Consider the following 18,501-nt stretch of genomic DNA (forward strand, 5'->3'; position numbering starts at 1 on the left):
TTTCGGCCCCTTGCTATAAAGCGGCACGCCAGTGTCAACAGGCCACCCAGCGCTCGTTTCATAAGCTTTTCATTACATACTTAGAAACAAACTCAATAGAGAAATAAGGGGACTTAGAGTGAACAAGTCGGAACTGATTGACGCTATCGCCGCATCCGCTGACATCCCGAAAGCTGTAGCCGGCCGTGCGCTGGACGCAGTCATCGAATCCGTCACCGGCGCCCTTAAGCAAGGTGACGATGTAGTACTGGTAGGTTTCGGTACTTTCTCGGTCAAGGAGCGCGCTGAGCGCACCGGCCGCAACCCGCAAAGCGGCGCAGCCATCAAGATCGCTGCCGCCAAGGTTCCTGGCTTCAAAGCTGGCAAGGGCCTGAAAGACGCCGTCAACTAAGTCGTCTTTCAGCCGGCCCAGGCGTCGCCAGGGCCGACCGCGTGACGGCGGGTCGCAAACGTTCCCGCTGGCACGCTCGCTTCGAAAAGGCGCATCCACTGGATGCGCCTTTCTTCTATCAGGATTCTACCCACGCTCCGCGGTTGTCGACGCAGTGGTACAGCCGTTTCTGGGGGACGCATGCTGCAGAATATCAGGGACAATTCACAAGGTTGGATTGCCAAGACCATCATCGGCCTCATCGTCGTACTGATGGCGTTGACCGGTTTCGAGGCCATTTTCCAGGCCGCCAGCCATAGCCAGGACGCCGCCAAGGTGAACGGCCAGACCATCAGCCAGAACGAGCTGAGCCAGGCCGTGGACATGCAGCGCCGCCAGCTGATGCAACAGTTGGGCAAGGATTTCGACCCTGCGCTGTTGGACGAGAAGATGCTGCGCGAGGCCGCGCTCAAGGGGCTGATCGATCGCAAGCTGCTGTTGCAGGGTGCCGAAGACGCCAAGTTCGCTTTTTCCGAGGCAGCGCTGGATCAGCTGATCCTGCAGACGCCTGAATTCCAGGTCGATGGCAAGTTCAGCGCCGAGCGCTTCGATTCGGTTATCCGCCAGATGGGCTACGGCCGCATGCAGTTCCGCGAGATGCTCGCCCAGGAAATGCTCATCGGCCAGCTGCGCACCGGCCTTGCCGGCAGCAGCTTCGTCACCGACAAGCAGGTCGAGGCCTTCGCCCGCCTCGAGAAGCAGACCCGTGATTTCGCCTCGCAGACCTTCAAGGCCGATCCGGCCGCGGTCAAGGTGAGCGATGACGAGGTCAAGGCGCACTACGACCAGCACGCCAAGGAATTCATGACCCCGGATCAAGTGGTCATCGATTACCTCGAGCTGAAGAAGTCGGCCTTCTTCGACCAGGTCAAGGTCGACGACGGCGAGCTCAAGGCCCTGTACGAGAAGGAAATCGCCAATCTGGGCGAGCAGCGCCATGCCGCGCACATCCTGATCGAGGTCAACGACAAGACTGACGATGCCAAGGCCAAGGCCCGCATCGAAGAGATCCAGCAGCGCCTGGACAAGGGTGAGGACTTCGCCAAACTGGCCAAGGAATTCTCCCAGGACCCGGGTTCGGCCAACACCGGTGGTGACCTCGGCTTCGCCGGCCCTGGCGTGTACGACCCGGCCTTCGAGGACGCGCTGTACAAGCTGAACAAGGACCAGGTATCGGCACCGGTGCGCACCGAGTTCGGCTACCACCTGATCAAGCTGCTGGGCGTGCAGGCGCCGGATGTACCGAGCTTCGCCAGCCTGAAGGACAAACTGACCCACGAGCTGAAGACCCAGCAGGTGGAGCAGCGCTTCGTCGAGGCCACCAAGCAGCTTGAAGACACCGCCTTCGAAGCTTCCGACCTGGCCCAGCCGGCCCAGGATCTGGGCCTGAAGGTACACACCTCCGCTGCCTTCGGTCGCGAGGGCGGCGAAGGCATCACTGCCAACCGTGCGGTGATCCAGGCCGCGTTCAGCGAGCAGGTGCTGGAAGAGGGCGCCAACAGCAACGCCATCGAACTCGACCCGGAAACCGTGGTGGTCGTGCGCGTCAAGGAGCACCGCAAGCCCGAGCAGCTGCCGTTGGAGGCCGTGGCCAAGAACATCAGCGAGCACCTGGCCAAGGAGAAGGCGATTGCCGAACTCAAGGCCAAGGCCGACAAACTGATCGCTGGCCTGCGCGATGGCTCGGTCAAGGCCGAAGGTCAGGGCTGGAAGCTCCATGAAGCGGTCACTCGTGGCCAGGACGGCATCGATCCGGCCGAGCTGCAGGCGGTGTTCCGCCTCGGCAAACCAGCGGCCAAGGACAAGCCGGTCTACGGCAGCGTGGTGCTGGGGGATGGCAGCCTGGTGGTCCTGCAGTTGAAGGGCGTCAACGAAGGTGCCGCCGCCACCGATGAAGAGAAAGCGCAGATCCGTCGCTACCTCGCATCGCGTGCCGGTTCGCAGGACTTCGCGGCCTATCGCAAGCTGCTGGAAGGCAGTGCCGACATCACCCGCTACTGAGTCGTGTGCTGATCGCGAAACAGGCCGCTTAATGCGGCCTGTTTCGTTTGTGTGCTTGATGGCGCCATCGCGATGGCCTCAGGAGCGCCGAACCCCTTCATGATTGTCCAGCGTGTCCCGGGCAATCTCCCGCCCCAGGGCGATCAGCTCCGGCGCCTTGTAGAACTCGAAGAAGCGGCATACCCGCTTGGGAACGTTGATCAGCACATCCGGCGGATACCCGGCGATCTTGTACTGCGCCAACGACGTCTGCATCACTTCGAAACTCTGGTTGATCAGGTCCAGCAGGGACGCCGGGCCGACGTTGTCGACGATGAACGAGCCGGTGGCCGACTTGGGCGCGCCTTCGCTCTGCGGCGCCGCTGCCGGCTGCTGGCCTTGCGGTTCGGCGCTCTCGCCCAGCCAGGGGTTGGATGCGGCGAGCCCTTCGGCGACGATCTCCTGCTCCAGGCGGATCAGCTGTTCGGCCGGCTTGCGCCGGAACGGCAGGCGCGACCCCAGCGAGCTGATCAAGGCGTCGAAACGCATCTTGAACGCCGCCGGACGCTCGATCACCGGCAACTGATACTGCATCTGGTTGGTTGCGTTGAGGTTGACGGCGATGATCAGGTCGCAGTGGCTGGACACCACCGGGACGATCGGCAGCGGATTGAGAATTCCGCCATCGACCAGCATGCGATTGCCTTGCACCACCGGGGTGAACAGGCTGGGGATGGCCGCCGAGGCGCGCATGGCCTGGTGCAGGCAGCCCTCCTGGAACCATATTTCCTGCTGGTTGGTCAGGTCGGTGGCGACTGCCGTGTAGGGAATGCGCAACTGTTCGATGTTGATCTCGCCGACGATCTTGCGGATCTGCCCGAACACCTTGTCGCCACGAATGGCGCCCAGACGAAAGCTGACATCGACCAGGCGCAGCACGTCGAGGTAGTCCAGGCTCTCGATCCAGCTGCGGTACTCGTCGAGCTTGCCGGCGGCGTAGATGCCGCCGATCACCGCGCCCATGGAGCAACCGGCGATGCAGGCGATCTCGTAGCCGCGCCGTTCGATTTCCTCGATCACGCCGATGTGCGCATACCCTCGGGCGCCACCGGAGCCCAGTACCAATGCCACGCGTTTGCCCATGACTATTCCCCCTGCAGCTGTGCAACCATGGTCCAACAATGCACCTAATGGCACCTGTGCTTCAATGTAGCCCGCGCTGAACTACGCTGAGCAGGGCACTTTTCGTTTGCTGTGCCGTCGAACGGCCACCTTAGTTTTTCACCCTCGAGGTATTACCGATGAAAGCCTGGATCACCCTTCCTCTGATTGCCCTGGCCCTGGCCGGCTGCGCGGGCAAGACGGCCTATCGCGACAGTTGCGCGACCCAGCTCGATGCCGCCTGGAAGGAACTGGATCTGGCCAAGGCCGAAGGCTTTGCCGGCACCGTGAGCTATTCCAAGGCGTTGTCGCTGCTGACCGGCGCCAAGACCCAGCAGCAGTTCGAAGGCTTTGAAGGTTGCACCCGCAAGGCCGAGAAGGCGCGTTTCTACATTCGTGAGTCCCGCGCCGGGCGTTGAGTGAGGAGCGTCACATGCCGAGCATGATCGACCATGTGGTTTCCAGGGTCCTGGCCCTCCAGGTGGGAATGCTGGCCTGCCGCGAGCGTCTCGCTGCCGATACCGACAGCGAGGCGCTGCACGACCTGCGCACCACCCTGCGCCGGCTGCGTAGCTTGTTGCGGCCCTTGCGTGGCTTGCCGGGTGTCGAGCAGTTGGAGGAAGCGGCGGGGGCACTGGGCACGCTCACCACACCGTTGCGTGACCGCGAAGTGCTGGCCGCGCAACTGGTCGGGCGCGGTCATGTGCGGGCCGGCGAGCGCCGCCAGGAGGGAAGGGCACGGACCTTTGCCGGCGTCGCGTCCAGTGCCCAGCTTACTCGGGTACTGGCGATCCTCGACGCCTTCCCGCTGTTCTTGCGTGCTGCCGACCGCGAAGGCTTGATGCAAGGCATGCGTAGGCGCATCGACAAGCGCCTGGAGAAACAATGGCGCAAGCTGGCCAAGGCGCTGGATGATCCGGCCCATGATCGGCATCGTCTGCGCCTGCTGATCAAGCGCGTTCGCTATGGGGACGAGGCCTACCCGCAACTCGAGCATGCCGGCAAGAAGCTGCAGCGTCTGTTGAAGAAGGCGCAAGGCGATCTTGGCGACTGGCATGACCGCGTGCAGTGGTTGCTGCAGGTGCGTGAGCACAGCGACCTGGCGGGCTGCAAGGTGGCCTGGGAGCATGAGCTGCATGCTGCCGAGGGGCGCTCTGATCTGACTCTCGAGGCATTGCAAAAAGCCCTGGCGCGCCGTTAGTCCCGGTAAATGACCGAAATGCGGGCTGTGGCTGGCGTGATCGCTGGTTACTATCGGTTCTTTTCGCGCAGGAGCCCTGGCACATGAACTTCACAGAATTGCTGACAGCCGCGCGCGCTCACCCCGAGGCGGTCAGCGTGCCGGCTGGCTGGGCCCAGGGGCGGGCGGTGTTCGGCGGCCTGATGGCGGCGATGGTGCTCGAAGCGATGCGCCAGAAGCTCGACGACAACCGCCCGGTGCGTTCGCTGGCCATCACCTTCGTTGGCCCGGCGGCGCCGGATGTACCGATCAGCCTGGAGGTGGAAGTGCTGCGCGAGGGCAAGGCGGTCAGCACCTTGCTGGGACGCGCCGTACAGGATGGCCAGGTGGTGACCCTGGTGCAGGGTAGTTTCGGTGCCGGTCGTCCTTCCGTGGTGGCGGTCGACGCGCCAGCCGCGATGCCGATGAAGCCGCTGCACGAGGCGGCACCGGAGCTGCCTTTCATCAAGGGCATTACACCGGAGTTCATGCAGCACGTGGCGTTTCGCTGGGCGCTGGGCGGCCTGCCGTTCAGTGGCAATGACTCACGGCATATGGGCGGTTGGGTACGCCTGCGTGATGTCGCCGAGGAGCCGGTCGGGGTGGCGCACCTGCTGGCGCTGGTCGATGCCTGGCCGCCCAGCCTGCTGCCATATCTCAAGCAGCCCGCCGCCGGCAGCACGCTGACCTGGACGATCGAGTTCGTGCAGCCCACGCCGCAGCTGTCGACCCTCGACTGGTGCCGCTATGTGGTCGAGACCGAGTACGCCAGGGATGGCTATGGGCATGCGGCCGCTGCGTTGTGGACGGCGGAAGGGGAGTTGCTGGCGTTGAGCCGGCAGACGGTGACCGTGTTCGCCTGAGCCATCTTCATCAAGTCAATCGCGGGGCAAGCCCGCTCCCACGCCGTTCAATGGCGCTTGCGGGCTTGCCCCGCGATGTTTTCTGTCAGTGGCGATGCTTGTGCCGCTCGCGCCAGGCCCGCCACCAGGCGCCGCTCAGCACGAAGCGCGGGAAGGTGATGAACTGCTCGGTGAGTAGCCGCTGCACGGCATCCTGGCGATTGGTGAAAGGCTCGGGCTGCTCGGCTTCCAGGCGGTGCCCCTGGCGTTGCAGGCCGAGGCCGGCTACCAATGCGATGATACCCACGGCGATCTGCGACAGGTCCAGCCCGAACAGCCCCGACAACACCAGCAGCGCGCCCAGGATGAACAGCGGCACGGCGATCAGATGCAGCACCAGGTTGGTGGGGTGGCGATGATTGTGGTGGTAGCCGCGCCATTGCCAGGCGGGCAGGTTGGGCAGTCGTTTGCTCATGGACAGATCCTCGGGGGCCTGTGCAAAGCTTAGTGCGGCCCCCGCATGGGGGCCAATCGAGGCTGACTATGGTGACCATAGCCAGTGAGGGTCAGAGCTTGAGCTGGCCGATGGCCTTGTTCAGTTCGCCGGCGAGGGTCGCCAATTCGCTGCTGGTGGTGGCCGAGCCCACGGTCTGCTGCACGGTCTCTTCGGTCACGTCGCGGATACTGACGACGGCGCGATTCATCTCCTCGGCCACCTGGCTCTGCTGCTCGGCGGCCACGGCGATCTGCGTGTTGCTTTCGCGCATCTGCGCCACGGCGCTGGTGATCTCGGCCAGGGCCTCGCCGGCCTCGCGCGCCTGCTTGACGCAATCGTCGGCCTTGTACGAGCTTTCCTGCATGAAATCCACTGCGTCGCGGGTGCCGGCCTGCAGGTCGGCGACCATGGTGGTGATCTCGTCGGTGGAGGTCTGCACACGCTTGGCCAGGTTGCGCACTTCGTCGGCGACCACGGCGAAGCCCCGGCCCAGGTCGCCGGCCCGGGCGGCCTCGATGGCGGCGTTGAGGGCAAGCAGGTTGGTCTGTTCGGCGATGCTGTGGATGACCCCCACCACGCCATTGATCTTCTGGCTGTCGTCAGCCAGCTGGCGGATCATCTCGGCAGTCTGCTGCACACCGCTGGACAGCCCGGCAATCGAGTCCTGCACGCGGCTGACCACCGCCTGGCCGCTGCCGGCCAGGGTGTCGGCGGTCTGCGACAGGTCGCGGGTGGCGCCGGCGTGCTGGGCGATATGGTGCACCGTGGCGGTCATCTCGTTGATCGCGGTGGCCGCCTGGTCAGTCTCGCTCTGTTGGCCGATCATGCCGTGGCGCACCTCGTCCATGCTGCCGGCAAGGCGCGCGGCGCCCGAGTCGAGCTGCGCGGCGGTGCGCGCGACGGTGCTGACCACGCGGTGGTAAGTGGTCTGCATGGCGTTGAAGGCACCGGCCATCTGGCCGACTTCGTCGCCGCAGGCCAGCGGTACCCGGGCCGACAGGTCGCCGGTTTTTTCCACGTGCAGCATCACGTCCTTGAGGGTGTTGAGCTGGCTGAGCAGGAAGCGGATCAGCAACTGCGAGGCGCACAGCATCGCCAGCATCAGGATCAGTACGCACACGGCATAGTTGCTGAAGCGATCGAAATAGACCTGGCGCAGGCTGGGGGACTGGGCAAGCACGGCGATGTGCTGCTCGTCCCGGCGCAGCACCTGGGCGCCGCGCAGCGGGTTGTCGCCGAGGATCCAGGCACTGGGCAGCTCGACCCAGCCCTGGGCATCGCGCAGAGCCTCGAGTGGTTCGCCGGCAAACTGCGGCGTCTGGCCGTTGCGCCAGGTGATCAGGTTGGCCTGCGTTGGCAGCGCCTGCCCGGCGGGCCAGGCCGCGAGCAGTTCGGCCTGGGCCTGCGCTTGCGCCTGGGCGCCGCCGGCGCGGGCCTGCTGCTCCAGGTGCACGGCATAGAGCACCAGCATCAGCGTGGTGACGAAGGCCACTGCGTTGACGGCCCAGAACTTGTATTTGAGGGAAACGTTGCTAAGCCAGGCACCCATGGTAGGTCTTCTCTGAGTTGGCGGAAACATTATTGGCAAGGTGCCATCATTGTGCCCGCCAAGGCCAGGGACCTCGTTGATATGCGTCAAGAAACCTCAGGCAGGCCAAAGAACGCGCGGGCGCAGGCGCTGGTGTGGGCAGCGGTGTGTTCCACCGTTTCGCCGCGGTGCAGCGCCACCTCGCGGAGCACTTCGGGCAGGAACGCGGGCTCGTTGCGGCCGTTCTTCGGCTTGGGCCTGAGGCTTCGTGGCAGCAGGTAGGGCGCGTCGCTTTCCAGCATCAGGCGGCCTTCCGGGATGTTGCCGACCAACGGGTGCAGGTGGGTGCCACGGCGCTCGTCGCAGATCCAGCCGGTGATGCCGATGTGCAGGTCCAGGTCGAGGTAGGCGAACAGTGCCTGGCGTTCACCGGTGAAGCAGTGCACCACCGCCGCGCTCAGGTGGTCGCGGTAGCTCCTGAGGATCGCCAGCAGGCGTTCGCTGGCCTCGCGCTCGTGAAGGAACACCGGCAGGCGCAACTCGACCGCCAGCGCCAGCTGCGCCTCCAGGGCCTTTTCCTGGGCGGGGCGTGGGGAGAAGTCGCGGTTGAAGTCCAGGCCGCATTCGCCCACGGCCACGACCCGCGGTTGGGCGAGCAGTTCGCGCAGCTGACGTTCGCTGTTAGCGCTCCAGTGGCTGGCATCGTGGGGATGCACGCCGGCAGTACTGAACAGACGCTGGCCAGGCTCGTCCAGGCGTTGGCAGAGTTCCAGCGCTTCGGCGCTGACATCCAGACTGGTGCCGGTGAGGACCATCTGTGCCACGCCGGCTTCCACGGCACGCTCGACGATAGCGGCCTGCTGGTCGCGGAAACTGCTGTTGGTCAGGTTGACGCCGATATCGATCAGTTGCATGGTGCTACCTCTTGCCGCGGGGCGGCCAGCATAGCAAAAACCGCGATATCGCGAAAAAACCAAGAACTTCAAACGTTTGCCGTGGTCTGTTGCGGTCATTTATCACGGATCGATCACAGCGCATGGTGCCTGCCAACCGCCCTCGGACCCTTACCGCCATGGTGCGAACCCTTTTCACCAGCCTGTTGCTGTTCGGGTTGCTGGCCTCCGGGCCGGTCGCTGCCGGCGAAGCGGGGCCGCAACAGCATGTGCCTGCCAGCCCGGCCCGTGACCTGGCGCAGATCCGCTCGAGCAAGGTGCTGCGGGTGCTGGTCAACCAGAGCCGCAACAGTTCCGGCGAGGTAAAGGGTGAACCGGTCGGGATCGAGTATTACCGCCTGCGTGCCCTGGAGCACGCCCTCAATGCCCGGGTCGCCGACGGCCAGGAAATCACCCTGAAGATCATCCCCCGCGCCAAGGAGCAGTTACTCGGTGCGCTGCAGCGCGGCGAGGGCGATCTTGCCGCGCCCGGTGAACTGCTCGACCCTGGCGTGGTGCGCGGCGTCGAGGCCAGCGCCCCGGTGCTCGACCAGGTTCCCCTGCAACTGGTCGGGCGCAAGGGCGAGCGCGGCTACAACCGTGCCGAACAGCTGTCCGGGCGCACCATCGCCCTGACCACCGCCAGTGCCGCGGGGCCGGCGATCGAGGCGATCAACCGGCAGTTGGCGCTGCGCAAGCGGGCACCGATCAAGGTGGAGTGGGTTGACCCGACGCTGGCGGTGGAGGATGTGCTGGAGATGGTCCAGGCGGGCATCTACCCGCTGACCGTGGTGGAGCGTCCCATCGCCCAGCGCTGGGCGCGGGTGATGCCGCGCCTGCGGGTCGACAGCAAGCTGCAGCTGGCTCCGCCCCAGGCCATGCGCTGGTATCTGCGCAAGGATGCGCCGATGTTGCGCACGGCGGTGGACCGCTTCCTGGCCACCTACCGCGCTCCCGACAACCAGGACGCGGCGTTCGAGCGTATCTACCGGCGCCAGTACCGGGTGCACAACCCATTGGCCCGTCAGGACCGCCAACGCCTGGCCGCGTTGCGCCCGGTGCTGCAGAAGCATGGCGGCGACCAGCAGTTCGACTGGCTCAACCTGGCTGCCCTGGCGTTCAAGGAGTCCACCCTCGATCCCAAGGCGCGAGGCACCGGCGGTGCCCACGGGCTGATGCAGATCACGCCGTCGGCGGCCCAGCGGGTAGGCGTGAGCAACACCGCCACGGTGGATGGCAACGTCCAGGCCAGCGCCCGCTACCTGGCGCTGATCCGCCGCAAGTTCTTCGCCAGCCCCCGGCTCAACGAGCGCGAGCGCATGGCGTTCATCCTGGCCGCCTACAACCTCGGGCCGGAGCGAGTCCAGGCCATGCGCGCCGAAGCCCGGCGCCGGGGGCTCAATGGCAACCAGTGGTTCTTCCAGACCGAGCGCATCGCCATGGAGCAGGTGGGCATGGGGCCGGTGAACTTCGTCAACAGCGTCAACAAGTACTACCTTGCGTTCAACCGCGAGCGTGCCTCCCTGGAGCGGGTGGCCAAGCGCTAGTTAATCTAATTATTCGATATGATTTACGCGATTATTGCGATTTTCTTATTCGATGGTTTGATTATGATGGCGCCCATCCAACACACACCTGCTCAAACAAGGAAGCACTCATGAACAACTCCCTGAAAGCCCTTTTCACCACTCGCGCCGGCTACGGCCTGAGCGTCGTGCGCATCCTGGTCGGTGTCATCTTCATGGCCCATGGCGCGCAGAAACTCTTCGGCCTGTTCGGTGGCTACGGCCTGGAAGGCACCGGCCAGTGGATGGAAAGCATCGGCCTGGCTCCGGGCTACCTCATGGCCCTGCTGTCCGGTAGCGCCGAATTCTTTGGCGGCCTGGCGCTGGTGGTCGGCCTTTTGGCCCGCCCGGCTGCGCTGGCGCTGAGCGTGACCCTGGTAGTGGCGATATTTTCGGTGCATATCGGCAACGGGCTGTTCATGTCCAACAACGGTTATGAGTTCGCCCTGGCGCTGCTGGCCGGCACCGTGGCGGTGCTGATCGAAGGCGCGGGCCGCCTGTCGCTGGACCGTGTGATCGCACGCTGAAACAAAGCTGCAAGCTTCAAGCCTCAAGCTGCGAGTGGTCAAAGCGATCGACTTGCAGCTTGTAACTTGCGGCGTGTCCCTCTAGCATACCGATTGCGCCGATTTAAACAGCTACTTGCGGGGCGCAGGAAGGGCCCCGACGGGTCTTCCGAAATACCGCTAAAGCGCTGGTTCGGTGACGCCTCCCACCGCTGCCCAGCGGGATCAGCGAGGCGGAGAGAGACTCCATGAGTTGCCCACGTACCAGTGTCTGTTTGACCCCCCTTGCCAATAACCAGGCTTCCCGTACCCCGCGCATCCTGCTCGGCGGCCAGCATCAACCCACGCTTTTGCGCAATCTCGATGGTTTCTCCCGGCGCAAGGGCCAGGCCTGTGCCTTCCTCATCCAGTTCTCCGACAGCTGTGACCAGCTCGATCAGTACGGCAACGACCGCTTCGACCTGGCCGTGATCCAGGCTCCCGCGGCGCAGGATGCCGACGAGGTCATCGGCCAGCTCATCCGCATCGCCCGCCAGGGGTTGATCACCCGCCGTTGAGCGGCGTGTCGCGGCCAGGCGTTTTTCGTTAAGCTCGGTCTCTCGGTGGGCGCCTTGCGCCTGCCGTGGATGCGCTGAGGAGACAGTCGTTGAGCACCAACATCATTACCATCGAAGGTCACGCGGCTCTGAAAAAGGAGCTCGATCACCTGTGGCGGGTCTATCGTCCGGAAATCACCCAGAAGGTTACCTGGGCTGCCTCGCTGGGCGACCGCAGCGAGAACGCCGACTACCAGTACAACAAGAAGCTGTTGCGCGAGATCGACCGCCGCGTGCGTTACCTGCGCAAGCGCCTGGAAGACGTCAAGGTGGTCGAGTATTCACCCCAGCAGGAGGGCAAGGTGTTCTTCGGCGCCTGGGTGGACATCGAGAACGACGACGGTGAACAGTTGCGCTTTCGCATCGTTGGCTATGACGAGATCCACGGACGCAACGACTACATCTCCATCGATTCGCCCATGGCCCGGGCATTGCTCAAGAAAGCCGAGGGCGACGAGGTGGTGGTGCGTACGCCCACGGGCGAAGCGACCTGGTACGTCTGTTCGATTTGCTACAACCCTTGACACAACGAGCCGGGGCGCGCGCCTTTACCCCTCGCGCAGCACTGCCAACGGGCTGGCGTTGAGTGCGCGGCGGGTGCCGACCACGCCAGCTCCGCCCACCAGCACCGCCCCGGCCAGTGGCAGCGCCAACAGCCACGGGTGTGGTGCCCAATGCAGATCGAAGGCATAGCGGTACAGCGCCCAACTGATCAGTTCGCAGCCCAGCGCCGCGAGCAGGCCGCTGGCGGCGCCGAGCAGACCGAACTCGATGCGTCTTGCCTTGACCAGCAGCGGGCGTGCCGCCCCCAGCGCCCGCAGCAGGGCACCTTGGCGAATGCGTTCGTCGAGGGTTGCCTGCAGGCCAGCGAACAGTACCGCCAGCCCCGCGGCCAGCACGAACAACAGCACGTACTCCACTGCCAGGGTGACCTGGGCGAGGATGCTGCGCAGCTGGGCGAGCAGTGCATCGACCTGCAGCACGGTCACTGCCGGGAAGGCCCGGGACAGCGCGACGATTTCCTGGTCGTGGCCCGGCGCCAGGTAGAAGCTGGTGAGGTAGGTGGTGGGCAGGTCTCGCAGGGTGCCCGGCTGGAAGATCATGTAGAAGTTGGGCTGGAAACTGTCCCAGTGCACGCTGCGCAGGCTGCTGACTCGAGCCTGGCGTTGCTGGCCGCCGATGTCGAAGGTCAGCAGGTCGCCCAGTTGCAGGTGCAGGCTCTGCGCCAGCTCCGCCTCCACTGAAACCCCGGGGGCTTCATCGTTGGCGGGTGCCTGCTGCCACCATTGGCCGGCGCTCAGGGCGTTGCCCTGGGGCAGCTCGGCGGCCCAGGTCAGGCTGAGGTCGCGCTGGATGGCGCGTTCGCCGGTGGACTCCTTGCTGACCAGCTGGCGCACCGGCTGCTCGTTGATATGGGTCAGGCGGCCGGGAATTACCGGGTATAGCGGCGCGGCGGTGGCGTTGATCTGGGCCAGGCGCTCGGCGAACGGCTGGCGCTCGTCGGGCAGGATGTTCAGGGCGAAATGATTGGGTGCGTCCTTGGGCAACTGCGCCTGCCAGGTGTCGAGCAGTTCCGCCCGCAGCAGGGCGACCAGGCCCATTGCCAGGAGGATCAGGCCGAAGGCCAGGGCCTGACCGGCGGCGGCCAGCGGGTGGCGCAGCAACTGCCCGAGCCCCAGCCGCCAGGCCAGCGGCGCGCCGGCCAGCAACCGGCGCAGGCTGCGCAGGCCGAGCAACAGTAATCCACCCAGCAGCAAGGCGGCGATCAGCCCCCCGCCGAGCAGGGCGAAGGTCAGCAGCAAGTCCAGGCTCAGGCGCCACATGATCAGGCCCAGGGCAAGCAGTGCGGCGCCGTAAACCAACCAGCTGCTCGGTGGCAGTGGCAGCAGGTCGCGGCGCAGCACGCGCAGCGGCGGCACGCGACCCAGGGCTGCCAGTGGCGGCAAGGCGAAGCCGGCCAGGGCAACCAATCCAGTGCCGATGCCGGCCAGCGCCGGGGTGAGACCACCGGGTGGCACCTGGCTGGGCAGCAGGCCTTCCAGCAGGCGGAACAACCCCAACTGGGCGAGCCAGCCGAGCACCGCGCCGATGACCGCGGCGGCGACACCGAGCATTGCCAGTTGCAGGCTGTAAAGGCCGAGGGCTTGGTGCCGAGACAAGCCCAGGCAGCGCAGCAGGGCACTGGCATCCAGGCGCCGCGCGGCATAGCGGCTGGCCGACAAGGCCACGGCGATGCCGGCCAGTAGCACCGCCACCAGGCTCGCCATGTTCAGGTAACGCTCGGCCTTGCCCAGTGCGCCGCCGATCTGCCGGTTACCATCGCGGGTGTCGAGCAGGCGCTGGTTGGCGGCCAGGCTTTTCTCCGCCGTCTGCCGGTACTTTTGCAAGGCATCGATATCACCACGCCACAGATCGCGGTAGCTGACTCGGCTGCCAGGCTGGATCACGCCGGTGGCGTCCAGATCGGCGAGGTTCATCAGCACTCGCGGCGTAAGGCTGTAGAAGTTGCCGGCGCGGTCAGGCTCATAGGTCAGCACGCGGCTCATGCGCAGGGTCTTCATGCCCACGTCGATGCTGTCGCCGATGGCCAGGCCAAGCGCCGCGAGCAGGCGCGGTTCGACCCAGGCTTCACCCGGCGCCGGGCCACCGCCGGGCGCTTCCTCGGCGTAGGGAGCCGGGGCGCTGCGCAATTGGCCGCGCAGCGGGTAGGCGGGGTCGGCCGCCTTGATGCTGGAAAGCTGGATGCCGCTGTCGCCACCGACGACGCTGGTGAATTCCACCACTCGCGCATGGTCCAGGCCCAGCGCGGTGCCATCGGCAATCTGCTGGGCGCTGGGCGGGGCGCTGCCTTGCAAGACCAGGTCGGCGCCGAGGAACTCGCTGGCGCGCAACTGCATGGAGCCGTTGAGGCGGGCGCCGAAATAGCCGATGGCGGTACTGGCCGCTACCGCCACCAGCAATGCGAAGAACAGCACCCGAACTTCGCTGGCGCGAGTGTCGCGCAGCAACTGACGCAGTGCCAGGGCACACATTCGCGGGAATGATAGACCGGTCATCAGGGCTCCAGGGGCGCCACCAGGCGTCCGGCATCCAGGCGGATCAGGCGGCGGCAGCGCATGGCCAGGCGTTCGTCGTGGGTTACCAGCACCAGGGTGGTGCCGCGCTCCTGGTTCAGTTCGAACAACAGGTCGCTGATGCGCTCGCCGGTGTGGCTGTCGAGGTTGCCGGTGGGCTCGTCGGCGAACAGCACTGCGGGCTGCGCGGCGAAGGCACGGGCGATGGCCACCCGCTGCTGTTCGCCACCGGAGAGCTGGCGCGGCGTGTGGCTCAGGCGTTTACCCAGGCCGACCCGCTCGAGCAGGTCGCGGGCATGCTCGCGGGCATCGCGCCGTCCGTCGAGCTCCAGCGGCAGCATGACGTTCTCAAGGGCGTTGAGGCTGTCGAGCAACTGGAACGACTGGAACACGAAGCCGACGTGCTCGGCGCGCACCCGGGCGCGTTGGTCCTCGTCGAGGGGGCCGAGGTCGTGGCCGGCGAGGATGACTTTGCCGGCGCTGGGGCGGTCGAGCCCGGCGAGCAGGCCCAGTAGCGTCGACTTGCCGGAACCGGAGGCGCCTACGATAGCCAGGCTGTCGCCCCGGGCGAGGTCAAGGGAGAGGGCGTGGAGGATGGTCAGGTCGCCTTCCGCGCTGGGGACCACTTTGCTAAGGTTCTGCGCAACGAGAATGCTGGGGCCCATGGAGAATCCGATGCGAATGTGGTGGTTGAGTGCCGGCCTCGCCCTGTGTTGCCTGGCCCAGGGCGCGGCGGCGGGAACATTGCTGGTCGTAGGGGATAGTATCAGCGCTGGTTTTGGCCTGGATACCCGCCAGGGGTGGGTCAGCCTGTTGCAACAACAATTGAAGAAGGAGGGTTTCGACGATCAGGTGGTCAATGCCTCGATTAGCGGCGACACCAGTGCAGGCGGCCAGGCGCGGCTGCCTGCGCTGCTTGCGACGCACAAGCCGGATCTTGTGGTTCTGGAACTTGGAGGCAACGACGGCCTGCGCGGACAGTCGCCGCAACAATTGCAACAGAATCTTGCCACGATGATCGACCAGTCCCGCCAGTCCGGTGCCAAGGTGGTGCTGCTGGGCATGCGCCTGCCGCCGAACTACGGCGTGCGCTACACCACGGCGTTCGCCCAGGTCTATGAACAACTGGCGGTCGATAAGAAGGTGCCGCTGGTGCCGTTCTTCCTCGAGGGCGTTGGCGGGGTTGCGGAGCTGATGCAGGCCGATGGCATCCATCCGGCTGCGGCCGCCCAGCAGCGCCTGCTGGAAAATGCCTGGCCGGCGATAAAACCCTTGCTGTGACGCTTTTATCGGGGGCCGCTTTCGGATAATGTTGCGCCCCCCGTTTCGAGTGCCCCCAATGCCGCGCCCCGCCTGGTCCCTTTACGCCTATCAACTGATCGAGCCCGATGAGCAGCTCGACCTGTTTGCCTGCCAGGAAGTGCGTATTCACCTCGCGGCCCGCCAGCTCGAACTCGGCGTGCCCGTCGACCGTACCTTGTGCGGCAGCCTGCTGCCCGCGCAGCCGCGTTGGTCAGGGGTCGAGCGAGCCATCTACCGTGATGAGCGCCTGTGTAAGCTGTGCAAGGCAATCTTGGATGCTCAACGGCGAGGCATGCGCCCGGTGTGGCCGGAGCTCTGAGCGCCTTTCATCATCTGAAATGCTTGCGCCTCCCGCTTGTTTCGACGCGGGTGTACAATCGTATCCCTTGACTGACCTTTCGAAGGATTTACCGGATGTTGCCGCGCTTTCCCGCCGTCACTCGTAGCCTGACCCTGGCCGCCTTGCTGGCGACAGGCCCTGCTGTTGCGCTGGAACTGCCGTTGCCACCCCCGGGGGAGGACGTAGTTGGCCAGGTTCACACCATCCAGGCCAAGTACGAAGACACCTTCGCCGACATCGGTACCGCGAACGACCTTGGCTACCTGGAGATGATCGCCGCCAACCCGGGCGTCGATCCCTGGCTGCCGGGCGCTGGTACCGAGATTATCCTGCCGACCCGTTACATCCTGCCGCCGGGGCCGCGTGAAGGCATCGTCATCAACCTGGCCGAGTACCGGCTCTACTACTACCCGAAAGGGCAGAACGTGGTGCATACCTTCCCGTTGGGTATCGGTCGCGAGGGCTGGGGGTCGCCGATCGCGAACACAAAGATCACCGCCAAGACGCCTAATCCGACCTGGACCCCGCCGGCCTCGATCCGTGCCGAGCACGCCGCCGATGGCGACATCCTGCCGACGGTGGTACCGGCCGGGCCGGACAACCCGCTGGGGCCGTTCAAGTTCACCCTGGGAGTGCCGGGCTACCTGATTCACGGGTCGAACAAGAAGTTCGGTATCGGCATGCGCACCAGCCACGGCTGCTTCCGTATGCTCAACAACAATGTGCTGACGCTGTCGAAGATGGTCCCGGTGGGCACGCCGGTACGCATCATCAATGAGCCTTACAAGTTCGGTATCAGTGCTGGCAAAGTGTATCTGGAAGCCCACACACCGCTGGACGATCACGGCAATCCGTCGGTGGTCGACAAGCACACCGCGGTCATCAATGCGCTGCTCAAGCGTGAAGACCTGGCCAACAACTTGCGTATGAACTGGGACATGGTCCGCGATGTGGTCGCTGCCGAAGATGGCATGCCGGTCGAGATCGCCGTGCCCACCAACGGTGCAAGCGCGCCGATGGTGTCGAGCATTCCGCCGGAACTGCAGTAAGCGGTTGCCCGCCGGTAACTAGCAGGGCACTTTTCTTAGGGGCCGCCATGCGGCCCACCTCGGTTCAAACCCGCCTCTGAAGGCATGCGTGCGCTGTCCTGTAGGAGTGGGCGTGTAGCGGGATGGGCTGCGAGGCGGTCTCTGTTGCTTGGTCTTGCAGCAACAGGTTTTCTATCAGGCAATAAAAAAGCCGACCCACAAGTGGGTCGGCTCCATAACAATCCGTGAGGATTATTACTTGCGGCTGGCTTTGTCCAGCATACGCAGAGCGCGCTCATTGGCTTCGTCAGCGGTCTGCTGAGCCTTCTGAGCAGCTGCCAGAGCGTCGTCAGCTTTGCGGTAGGCTTCGTCTGCACGAGCCTGGGCGCGAGCTGCTGCGTCTTCGGTAGCAGTCAGGCGAGCTTCGGTTTCTTTGGATACGCTGCTGCAACCGGTAGCCAGAACTGCGGCCAGAGCCAGAGCAGAGAATTTCAGAACGTTGTTCATCGTGTTCCCCTTCAAGGACTTTCTATAAAATAGCCATCTCTCGGAAAAGAGAAACTGGCCGGCGTACATAGTACCCATTACTTGTAGTAAGTAAACTGACTGAGCGCAAGAACTGCAAAAAAAATGCTGCCGAGGGCTGCAGCGGCGGTTTTGTAAACAAACTGTGAAAACCTGCACCAGCGTTCGCAAGCGACTGTAGTACCGGAACTTTTTTGTTGAACTAAGGGTGACTTTAACTGTCCGTGAACGTCTTAGCCCTACAACATCCGGTTGCTGTTACCTGGCCATACAGACGTTGCTGTCAGCATTTTCATTCAGGGTGGCTTGAGCATTCTTGCTGGCGCCGCCTACTATTTGAGGGTGCCATCGGCGCAGAACGTTCCAGGTCGCGCTGCTGTCCAAGGAGCAACAGGTGGCGTAGGCTTTGCGCGAAAAGTCGCCGAGCGGCTATCAGGCAAGGCGAAAACAGGCGAGGGACGGTCGGAGTCGCGCTCGACTTTGCTGGTTGCAAATGAGCATTCCGACCGGGCTGGCCACCAGCCTGTTTTCAACGCAGCATTATCGTCGCGCAGGCACTTTTAGCACAAAGCCTAGAGGTTCCTCCGCCGGATAAACCACATCGGTAAGGTAAGGGTCTGCCGACAAGACCTGCGAGGAGTAGTGATGAGCGAAACGCTGACCATCCACCATGACCAGGCCGGTCATCAGTTCGAGACCACCGTGGATGGTCACCGGGCTTACCTGACCTACATGGATCTGGGCAAGCAGACGCTGGATATCTATCGCACTTTCGTGCCCAACGCCCTGCGAGGGCGCGGGATCGCCGCCGCGTTGACCGAAAAGGCCTTGGAGTACGCTGAGCAGATGGGCTACACGGTCATCCCCTCGTGCTCCTACGTCGAACGCTACATGGAGCGCCAGCAGCGTCATTCAAGCAAGGCCTGACCTGACAGCACGCATATGAAAACGCCGGGTATTGCCCGGCGTTTTCATTT

At 64.5% G+C, this 18,501-nt stretch carries 20 protein-coding genes; 13 read left to right on the plus strand and 7 right to left on the minus strand.

Annotated elements, in window-relative coordinates; genetic code table 11:
• Positions 1 to 118: 118 nt before the first annotated feature.
• Entirely contained in the window at positions 119 to 391 is a 273-nt protein-coding gene (locus OH705_RS03655) for an HU family DNA-binding protein (RefSeq protein WP_094011285.1), read from the plus strand.
• A 180-nt stretch (positions 392 to 571) separates the two neighbouring features.
• On the plus strand, positions 572 to 2,431 hold the full coding sequence (locus tag OH705_RS03660; protein ID WP_094011286.1) for a SurA N-terminal domain-containing protein: 1,860 nt from the start codon (positions 572 to 574) through the stop codon (positions 2,429 to 2,431).
• A 78-nt stretch (positions 2,432 to 2,509) separates the two neighbouring features.
• Here the strand turns inward: OH705_RS03660 and OH705_RS03665 are convergent, their stop codons facing one another.
• Entirely contained in the window at positions 2,510 to 3,553 is a 1,044-nt protein-coding gene (locus tag OH705_RS03665; RefSeq protein WP_046854891.1) for a patatin-like phospholipase family protein, read from the minus strand.
• 158 nt (positions 3,554 to 3,711) lie between these two features.
• Between OH705_RS03665 and OH705_RS03670 the strand changes: the two genes are divergently transcribed.
• The 3 genes from OH705_RS03670 (at position 3,712) to OH705_RS03680 (ending at position 5,653) form a co-directional block, all read left to right on the plus strand.
• Positions 3,712 to 3,990 carry a hypothetical protein gene (locus tag OH705_RS03670; RefSeq protein WP_046854892.1) on the plus strand — a complete coding sequence of 93 codons (279 nt, stop codon included), beginning with the start codon at positions 3,712 to 3,714 and terminating at the stop codon, positions 3,988 to 3,990.
• A 14-nt stretch (positions 3,991 to 4,004) separates the two neighbouring features.
• Positions 4,005 to 4,772, plus strand: a complete 768-nt coding sequence (locus OH705_RS03675) for a CHAD domain-containing protein (RefSeq protein WP_094011287.1) — start codon at positions 4,005 to 4,007, stop codon at positions 4,770 to 4,772.
• Between the two features lie 83 nt (positions 4,773 to 4,855).
• A complete protein-coding gene (locus tag OH705_RS03680) occupies positions 4,856 to 5,653 on the plus strand; it encodes an acyl-CoA thioesterase (protein ID WP_094011288.1) in 798 nt (265 codons plus the stop codon).
• An 85-nt stretch (positions 5,654 to 5,738) separates the two neighbouring features.
• On the opposite strand, the gene OH705_RS03685 is transcribed toward OH705_RS03680, so the two are convergent.
• From OH705_RS03685 to OH705_RS03695, 3 genes are all read right to left on the minus strand, one after another.
• Positions 5,739 to 6,107: an Mpo1-like protein gene (locus OH705_RS03685; protein ID WP_023629735.1), complete on the minus strand. Its 369-nt coding sequence runs from the start codon at positions 6,105 to 6,107 to the stop codon at positions 5,739 to 5,741.
• 91 nt (positions 6,108 to 6,198) lie between these two features.
• Positions 6,199 to 7,677 (minus strand): methyl-accepting chemotaxis protein, encoded by a 1,479-nt coding sequence (locus OH705_RS03690; protein WP_038706447.1) that lies wholly within the window; start codon positions 7,675 to 7,677, stop codon positions 6,199 to 6,201.
• An 86-nt stretch (positions 7,678 to 7,763) separates the two neighbouring features.
• Positions 7,764 to 8,570 carry a TatD family hydrolase gene (locus OH705_RS03695; protein ID WP_023632969.1) on the minus strand — a complete coding sequence of 269 codons (807 nt, stop codon included), beginning with the start codon at positions 8,568 to 8,570 and terminating at the stop codon, positions 7,764 to 7,766.
• Positions 8,571 to 8,728: 158 nt separating this feature from the next.
• Here OH705_RS03695 and OH705_RS03700 point away from each other — a divergent pair, with 158 nt between their 5' ends.
• The 4 genes from OH705_RS03700 to greB all read left to right on the plus strand — a co-directional run bounded on the left by OH705_RS03700 (position 8,729) and on the right by greB (position 11,779).
• Positions 8,729 to 10,135, plus strand: coding sequence for a transglycosylase SLT domain-containing protein (locus tag OH705_RS03700; RefSeq protein ID WP_038707578.1), 1,407 nt, complete (start codon positions 8,729 to 8,731; stop codon positions 10,133 to 10,135).
• 110 nt (positions 10,136 to 10,245) lie between these two features.
• Positions 10,246 to 10,680, plus strand: a complete 435-nt coding sequence (locus OH705_RS03705) for a DoxX family protein (protein WP_023631681.1) — start codon at positions 10,246 to 10,248, stop codon at positions 10,678 to 10,680.
• 227 nt (positions 10,681 to 10,907) lie between these two features.
• A complete protein-coding gene (locus tag OH705_RS03710; RefSeq protein ID WP_023631682.1) occupies positions 10,908 to 11,216 on the plus strand; it encodes a hypothetical protein in 309 nt (102 codons plus the stop codon).
• Between the two features lie 89 nt (positions 11,217 to 11,305).
• Positions 11,306 to 11,779, plus strand: coding sequence for a transcription elongation factor GreB (gene greB / locus OH705_RS03715; RefSeq protein WP_023631683.1), 474 nt, complete (start codon positions 11,306 to 11,308; stop codon positions 11,777 to 11,779).
• A 24-nt stretch (positions 11,780 to 11,803) separates the two neighbouring features.
• On the opposite strand, the gene OH705_RS03720 is transcribed toward greB, so the two are convergent.
• Together OH705_RS03720 and OH705_RS03725 are read right to left on the minus strand one after the other, a co-directional pair.
• Positions 11,804 to 14,311 carry an ABC transporter permease gene (locus tag OH705_RS03720; protein ID WP_267301056.1) on the minus strand — a complete coding sequence of 836 codons (2,508 nt, stop codon included), beginning with the start codon at positions 14,309 to 14,311 and terminating at the stop codon, positions 11,804 to 11,806.
• On the minus strand, positions 14,311 to 14,994 hold the full coding sequence (locus tag OH705_RS03725) for an ABC transporter ATP-binding protein (RefSeq protein ID WP_038706445.1): 684 nt from the start codon (positions 14,992 to 14,994) through the stop codon (positions 14,311 to 14,313). Before OH705_RS03725 ends, OH705_RS03720 begins: the two co-directional genes overlap by 1 nt.
• 10 nt (positions 14,995 to 15,004) lie before the next feature.
• Between OH705_RS03725 and OH705_RS03730 the strand changes: the two genes are divergently transcribed.
• The 3 genes from OH705_RS03730 (at position 15,005) to OH705_RS03740 (ending at position 17,020) form a co-directional block, all read left to right on the plus strand.
• Entirely contained in the window at positions 15,005 to 15,610 is a 606-nt protein-coding gene (locus tag OH705_RS03730; protein WP_177182908.1) for an arylesterase, read from the plus strand.
• A gap of 58 nt (positions 15,611 to 15,668) precedes the next feature.
• Positions 15,669 to 15,950, plus strand: a complete 282-nt coding sequence (locus OH705_RS03735) for a hypothetical protein (RefSeq protein WP_023630452.1) — start codon at positions 15,669 to 15,671, stop codon at positions 15,948 to 15,950.
• A gap of 95 nt (positions 15,951 to 16,045) precedes the next feature.
• On the plus strand, positions 16,046 to 17,020 hold the full coding sequence (locus OH705_RS03740) for a L,D-transpeptidase family protein (RefSeq protein ID WP_046854905.1): 975 nt from the start codon (positions 16,046 to 16,048) through the stop codon (positions 17,018 to 17,020).
• A gap of 234 nt (positions 17,021 to 17,254) precedes the next feature.
• On the opposite strand, the gene oprI is transcribed toward OH705_RS03740, so the two are convergent.
• Entirely contained in the window at positions 17,255 to 17,506 is a 252-nt protein-coding gene (gene oprI, locus OH705_RS03745) for an outer membrane lipoprotei OprI (RefSeq protein ID WP_003259780.1), read from the minus strand.
• A 663-nt stretch (positions 17,507 to 18,169) separates the two neighbouring features.
• On the opposite strand from oprI, the gene OH705_RS03750 reads away from it, so the two are divergent.
• A complete protein-coding gene (locus OH705_RS03750; RefSeq protein WP_031315036.1) occupies positions 18,170 to 18,451 on the plus strand; it encodes a GNAT family N-acetyltransferase in 282 nt (93 codons plus the stop codon).
• The last annotated feature ends 50 nt before the right edge of the window (positions 18,452 to 18,501 follow it).

Source organism: Pseudomonas sp. BJa3 (genome assembly GCF_026343815.1).
GTDB lineage: Bacteria > Pseudomonadota > Gammaproteobacteria > Pseudomonadales > Pseudomonadaceae > Aquipseudomonas > Aquipseudomonas soli.

Bases quoted from the DNA above. Each gene is read 5' to 3' on its own strand.
- OH705_RS03660 (WP_094011286.1), top strand. From the start codon at position 572: ATGCTGCAGAATATCAGGGACAATTCACAAGGTTGGATTGCCAAGACC.
- OH705_RS03665 (WP_046854891.1), bottom strand. From the start codon at position 3,553: ATGGGCAAACGCGTGGCATTGGTACTGGGCTCCGGTGGCGCCCGAGGG.
- OH705_RS03670 (WP_046854892.1), top strand. From the start codon at position 3,712: ATGAAAGCCTGGATCACCCTTCCTCTGATTGCCCTGGCCCTGGCCGGC.
- OH705_RS03675 (WP_094011287.1), top strand. From the start codon at position 4,005: ATGCCGAGCATGATCGACCATGTGGTTTCCAGGGTCCTGGCCCTCCAG.
- OH705_RS03680 (WP_094011288.1), top strand. From the start codon at position 4,856: ATGAACTTCACAGAATTGCTGACAGCCGCGCGCGCTCACCCCGAGGCG.
- OH705_RS03685 (WP_023629735.1), bottom strand. From the start codon at position 6,107: ATGAGCAAACGACTGCCCAACCTGCCCGCCTGGCAATGGCGCGGCTAC.
- OH705_RS03690 (WP_038706447.1), bottom strand. From the start codon at position 7,677: ATGGGTGCCTGGCTTAGCAACGTTTCCCTCAAATACAAGTTCTGGGCC.
- OH705_RS03695 (WP_023632969.1), bottom strand. From the start codon at position 8,570: ATGCAACTGATCGATATCGGCGTCAACCTGACCAACAGCAGTTTCCGC.
- OH705_RS03700 (WP_038707578.1), top strand. From the start codon at position 8,729: ATGGTGCGAACCCTTTTCACCAGCCTGTTGCTGTTCGGGTTGCTGGCC.
- OH705_RS03705 (WP_023631681.1), top strand. From the start codon at position 10,246: ATGAACAACTCCCTGAAAGCCCTTTTCACCACTCGCGCCGGCTACGGC.
- OH705_RS03710 (WP_023631682.1), top strand. From the start codon at position 10,908: ATGAGTTGCCCACGTACCAGTGTCTGTTTGACCCCCCTTGCCAATAAC.
- OH705_RS03720 (WP_267301056.1), bottom strand. From the start codon at position 14,311: ATGACCGGTCTATCATTCCCGCGAATGTGTGCCCTGGCACTGCGTCAG.
- OH705_RS03725 (WP_038706445.1), bottom strand. From the start codon at position 14,994: ATGGGCCCCAGCATTCTCGTTGCGCAGAACCTTAGCAAAGTGGTCCCC.
- OH705_RS03730 (WP_177182908.1), top strand. From the start codon at position 15,005: ATGCGAATGTGGTGGTTGAGTGCCGGCCTCGCCCTGTGTTGCCTGGCC.
- OH705_RS03735 (WP_023630452.1), top strand. From the start codon at position 15,669: ATGCCGCGCCCCGCCTGGTCCCTTTACGCCTATCAACTGATCGAGCCC.
- OH705_RS03740 (WP_046854905.1), top strand. From the start codon at position 16,046: ATGTTGCCGCGCTTTCCCGCCGTCACTCGTAGCCTGACCCTGGCCGCC.
- oprI (WP_003259780.1), bottom strand. From the start codon at position 17,506: ATGAACAACGTTCTGAAATTCTCTGCTCTGGCTCTGGCCGCAGTTCTG.
- OH705_RS03750 (WP_031315036.1), top strand. From the start codon at position 18,170: ATGAGCGAAACGCTGACCATCCACCATGACCAGGCCGGTCATCAGTTC.